Genomic DNA, 4,331 nt, shown 5'->3' with positions numbered 1-4,331 from the left:
CGAGGGTGTAGCCGAAGCCCGGCTCCAGCGGCTCGATCACGAACCGGGAGCGGAACTCGTCGACGACCTCTTCGGTCAACGAGGGACGCTGAGCGATCAGCATGTTTCGTTTCCTTCAGTCAGGGACGCCCGCTATTTGACGTCCTACTGGTACTGCAAGGGTACGGGCGGCACGCCTCGAAGGAGCCGTACCGCCCGAACCTCAAGACAACCGTGCGTCAGACGCGGCGACGCTTCGGCGGACGGCAGCCGTTGTGCGGGGTCGGGGTGACGTCCTGGATGGAGCCGACCTCGAGACCCGTCGCCTGGAGCGAACGGATGGCGGTCTCACGACCGGCGCCCGGGCCCTTGACGAACACGTCGACCTTGCGCATGCCGTGCTCCTGCGCGCGACGGGCGGCCGACTCGGCGGCCATCTGCGCGGCGAACGGCGTGGACTTGCGGGAGCCCTTGAAGCCGACGTGACCGGCGGAGGCCCACGAGATCACGTTGCCGGCCGGGTCCGTGATGGACACGATCGTGTTGTTGAACGTGCTCTTGATGTGCGCCTGGCCGTGCGCGACGTTCTTCTTTTCCTTGCGGCGCACCTTCTTGGCAGCGCCCTGACGACCCTTGGGGGGCATCTACAAACTCCTACGGGGAGGTGGTCGGTCCTACAGCGAAGACCGCTGATGAAGCGTTGTCCGCTGAGGACTACTTCTTGCCCGGCTTCTTCTTGCCGGCGATGGCGCGACGCGGGCCCTTGCGGGTGCGGGCGTTGGTGCTGGTGCGCTGACCGCGGACGGGCAGGCCACGGCGGTGACGCAGACCCTGGTAGCAGCCGATCTCGACCTTGCGGCGGATGTCGGCCTGGATCTCGCGACGGAGGTCACCCTCGGTCTTGATGTTGTTGTCCACGTACTCGCGGATCGCGACGAGCTGCTCCTCGGAGAGGTCGCGGACGCGGGTGTTGGGGTCGACGCCGGTCGCTGCCAGCGTCTCCTGGGAAAGGGTCCGGCCGATGCCGAACACGTAGGTGAGGGCGACCTCCACGCGCTTGTCGCGCGGGATGTCAACACCGGAAACGCGTGCCATTCAATGGCTCCTGGTGATCGTCGGAGGTCTTCCGCAGAACCGGATCCCAGCCCGCCGTACCAGGTACGAACCGGGTCCCCGGCCTCCGAACCGGGGGTGTCAGACGGTGTCGTGCACCGACTGGGTCCTGCCTATGAACATATTGAGCTCGCGTCGCGCGAAGTCTCTGCGATGTCGATGCAGAGGGTGATCGGAGTGCGGTCAGCCCTGGCGCTGCTTGTGGCGCGGGTTGTCGCAAATGATCATGACCCGACCGTGACGGCGGATCACCCTGCACTTGTCGCAGATCTTCTTGACGCTCGGCTTGACCTTCATGAAAGTGAGGTTCTCCGGGTCAGTTGCCGGGCAACCGGCAAGATCTACTTGTACCGGTAGACGATCCGGCCACGCGTCAGGTCGTACGGAGACAGCTCCACCACGACCCGGTCGTCAGGGAGGATGCGGATGTAGTGCATACGCATCTTGCCGCTGATGTGTGCCAGGACCTGGTGGCCGTTCTGGAGCTCGACCTTGAACATGGCGTTCGGCAGAGACTCGACGACAGTGCCCTCGATCTCGATGGCACCTTGCTTCTTGGCCACGCTTCGCCCTTCGAATCGACTACCTTGATCGACTCCCGAGCTTTTCCCTAACGGGCGCATGCGGACATGCGGGTGCACGAGAGCCGACGAGTCAGTCTACGTCAGCCCTCTCGGAAACACGAATCGAGAAGTCTGCCCCAGGAACGAGATCATTACGCGACCCACATCAGGCAAGCGGGGATCCGGCGCCCCGGTCAAGGCGCGGCTGCGCCGGCCTCCGGCCGACGGGCGGGCCGAGGACCAGGGGCCCGGCACTCAGGCCAGCGGGTCCGGGGCCGCAGTCACCCCGTGCTCGGCCAGCTTCGCGCGGCCACCGTCAGGGGCCGTCAGCACCAGCGGGCCCTCTTCCGTCAGGGCGACGGAGTGTTCCCAGTGGGAGGACCAGGTGCCGTCCGTGGTGATGACGGTCCAGTCGTCCTGGAGGACCTCCGTGCGCGGGGTGCCCAGGGAGACCATCGGCTCGATGGCCAGGCAGAAGCCCGGGACCAGCTTGGGGCCCTTGCCGCGGCGGCGGTCGACGTAGTTCAGCAGATGCGGGTCCATGTGCATCTCGGTGCCGATGCCGTGGCCGCCGTAGTCCTCGATGATGCCGTAGCGCCCGCCGCCCGGCTTCGGCTGACGGCGGATGTACGTCTCGATGGCCCGCGAGACGTCGACGAGCCGGCTGCCGGCCTTCATGGCCGCGATGCCGGCCCACATCGACTCCTCGGTCACCCGGGACAGCTCGACCAGCTCCGGGGCGTGACCGGAACCCACGAACGCGGTGAACGCCGCGTCGCCGTGCCAGCCGTCCACGATCGCGCCGCAGTCGATGGAGATGAGGTCGCCGTCCTTGAGGACCACCTCGTCGGACGGGATGCCGTGCACCACCACGTCGTTGACCGAGGTGCAGATGGTCGCCGGGAAGCCGCCGTACCCGAGGAAGTTCGACTTCGCACCGTGCTCCGCGAGCACCTTGCGCGCGACCTCGTCGAGATCCTTCGTGCTCGCCCCCGGCACCGCCGCCTCACGCGTGGCCGCGTGGATGGCGGCGACCACCAGCCCCGCCGCACGCATCTTGGCGATCTGCTCGGGGCTCTTGATCTGCACCATGGGGGGCCTGCGCTCTCCGTCACTCAGGTCGATGGGGACTCGGTGGGGCATGTACTGCACAGCAGTCATGTACTACACAACAGTACGGCCGTGGGGTCCCGGGGGACTCCACGGCCGTACAGGGACGACGGCTAGCGGTCGTCGCCCTCGCGCTTCAACGCGGCCAGCGCACGGCCGGTGACCTCTTCCACGGGACCCATGGAATCGATCGTCACGACCAGGCCCTGGGCCTTGTAGTAGTCGATGATCGGCTCGGTCTGCGTGTGGTAGACCTCCAGCCGGGTGCGCACGGTCTCCTCGGAGTCGTCGTCCCGCTGGTACAGCTCGCCGCCGCAGACGTCACAGACGCCTTCCCGGGCCGGCTTCTTGTACGTGACGTGGAAGACGTGGGAGGAGTCGTTGCGGCAGATGCGCCGGCCGGCGATCCGCTTGACGACCTCCTCCTCGGGGGCCTCCAGGTCGAGCACCGCGTCCAGCTTGATGGCCTCGGTGGTGAGCAGCTCGTCCAGCGCCTCCGCCTGCGACACATTGCGCGGGAAGCCGTCGAGCAGAAAACCGCGCTCGGCGTCCGGCTGCTCCATGCGGTCCTTGGCCATGGCGATGGTGACCTCGTCCGGCACCAGTTCGCCCTTGTCCATGTAGGACTTCGCGAGCTTGCCGAGCTCCGTCTGCTGGCTGATGTTGGCGCGGAACAGGTCGCCCGTGGAGATGTGAGGAACACGCAGCGTCTCGGCGAGGCGAGTCGCCTGAGTGCCCTTTCCGGCACCGGGCGGCCCGACGAGGACGATTCTCATCAGCGGAGGAACCCTTCGTAATTGCGCTGCTGGAGCTGGCTCTCGATCTGCTTCACCGTCTCGAGACCGACACCCACGATGATCAGGATGCTGGTACCGCCGAACGGGAAGTTCTGGTCTGCCCCGAAACCAGCCAACGCCATCGTCGGCACGAGAGCGATCAGGCCCAAGTACAGCGAACCCGGCCAGGTGATCCGGTTGAGTACGTAGCTCAGGTACTCAGCGGTCGGTCGGCCAGCCCGGATGCCCGGGATGAAGCCACCATACTTCTTCATGTTGTCCGCGACTTCCTCGGGGTTGAACGAGATGGCCACGTAGAAGAACGCGAAGAACACGATCAGGAAGAAGTAGAAAGTGATGTGCACCGGCGCCGAAGGGCTGGCCAGGTTCTGCTGGATCCACGTCGACCATCCGGCCTTGGATCCGGTGAACTGGACGATCAGCGCGGGGATGTAGAGCAGCGACGACGCGAAGATGACCGGAATCACACCGGCCTGGTTGACCTTGAGCGGAATGTAGGTCGACGTACCGCCGTAGGCCCGGCGTCCGATCATCCGCTTCGCGTACTGCACGGGGATGCGGCGCTGGGCCTGCTCGACGAAGACCACGAGTCCGACCATCACCAGGCCGACCAGGATGACCGTGCCGAACTCGATCCAGCCGCCCGCCAGGGTGCCCGTCTTCTTGATGGCCCACAGCGCGGACGGGAACGTCGCGGCGATCGAGATGAACATCAGGATCGACATGCCGTTGCCGATGCCGCGGTCGGTGATCAGCTCACCGAGCCACA

Annotated in this window: 7 protein-coding genes and 1 pseudogene; all 8 read right to left on the bottom strand. The window is 66.1% G+C overall.

What is annotated here, in order from left to right:
• A pseudogene (locus G6W55_RS36970) lies at positions 1 to 103 on the bottom strand (DNA-directed RNA polymerase subunit alpha); the annotation flags it as partial.
• A 115-nt stretch (positions 104 to 218) separates the two neighbouring features.
• A complete protein-coding gene (rpsK, locus tag G6W55_RS36965; protein WP_010354218.1) occupies positions 219 to 623 on the bottom strand; it encodes a 30S ribosomal protein S11 in 405 nt (134 codons plus the stop codon).
• Positions 624 to 693: 70 nt separating this feature from the next.
• Positions 694 to 1,074, bottom strand: a complete 381-nt coding sequence (gene rpsM, locus G6W55_RS36960) for a 30S ribosomal protein S13 (RefSeq protein ID WP_030788235.1) — start codon at positions 1,072 to 1,074, stop codon at positions 694 to 696.
• Between the two features lie 201 nt (positions 1,075 to 1,275).
• Positions 1,276 to 1,389: a 50S ribosomal protein L36 gene (rpmJ, locus tag G6W55_RS36955; RefSeq protein WP_003948619.1), complete on the bottom strand. Its 114-nt coding sequence runs from the start codon at positions 1,387 to 1,389 to the stop codon at positions 1,276 to 1,278.
• A 44-nt stretch (positions 1,390 to 1,433) separates the two neighbouring features.
• Positions 1,434 to 1,655, bottom strand: coding sequence for a translation initiation factor IF-1 (infA, locus tag G6W55_RS39155; RefSeq protein WP_003948620.1), 222 nt, complete (start codon positions 1,653 to 1,655; stop codon positions 1,434 to 1,436).
• A gap of 255 nt (positions 1,656 to 1,910) precedes the next feature.
• Entirely contained in the window at positions 1,911 to 2,747 is an 837-nt protein-coding gene (gene map / locus G6W55_RS36945) for a type I methionyl aminopeptidase (protein WP_175524980.1), read from the bottom strand.
• A 131-nt stretch (positions 2,748 to 2,878) separates the two neighbouring features.
• A complete protein-coding gene (locus tag G6W55_RS36940) occupies positions 2,879 to 3,541 on the bottom strand; it encodes an adenylate kinase (protein ID WP_175524979.1) in 663 nt (220 codons plus the stop codon).
• Positions 3,541 to 4,331: preprotein translocase subunit SecY (gene secY / locus G6W55_RS36935; protein ID WP_175524978.1), on the bottom strand; the 791-nt coding region annotated here is incomplete at its 5' end. The genes G6W55_RS36940 and secY, both read right to left, overlap by 1 nt.

It is taken from the genome of Streptomyces sp. CAI-85 (genome assembly GCF_013363615.1).
GTDB classification, from domain to species: domain Bacteria; phylum Actinomycetota; class Actinomycetes; order Streptomycetales; family Streptomycetaceae; genus Streptomyces; species Streptomyces antibioticus_B.
This window is presented reverse-complemented; position numbering and strand designations above follow the sequence as displayed.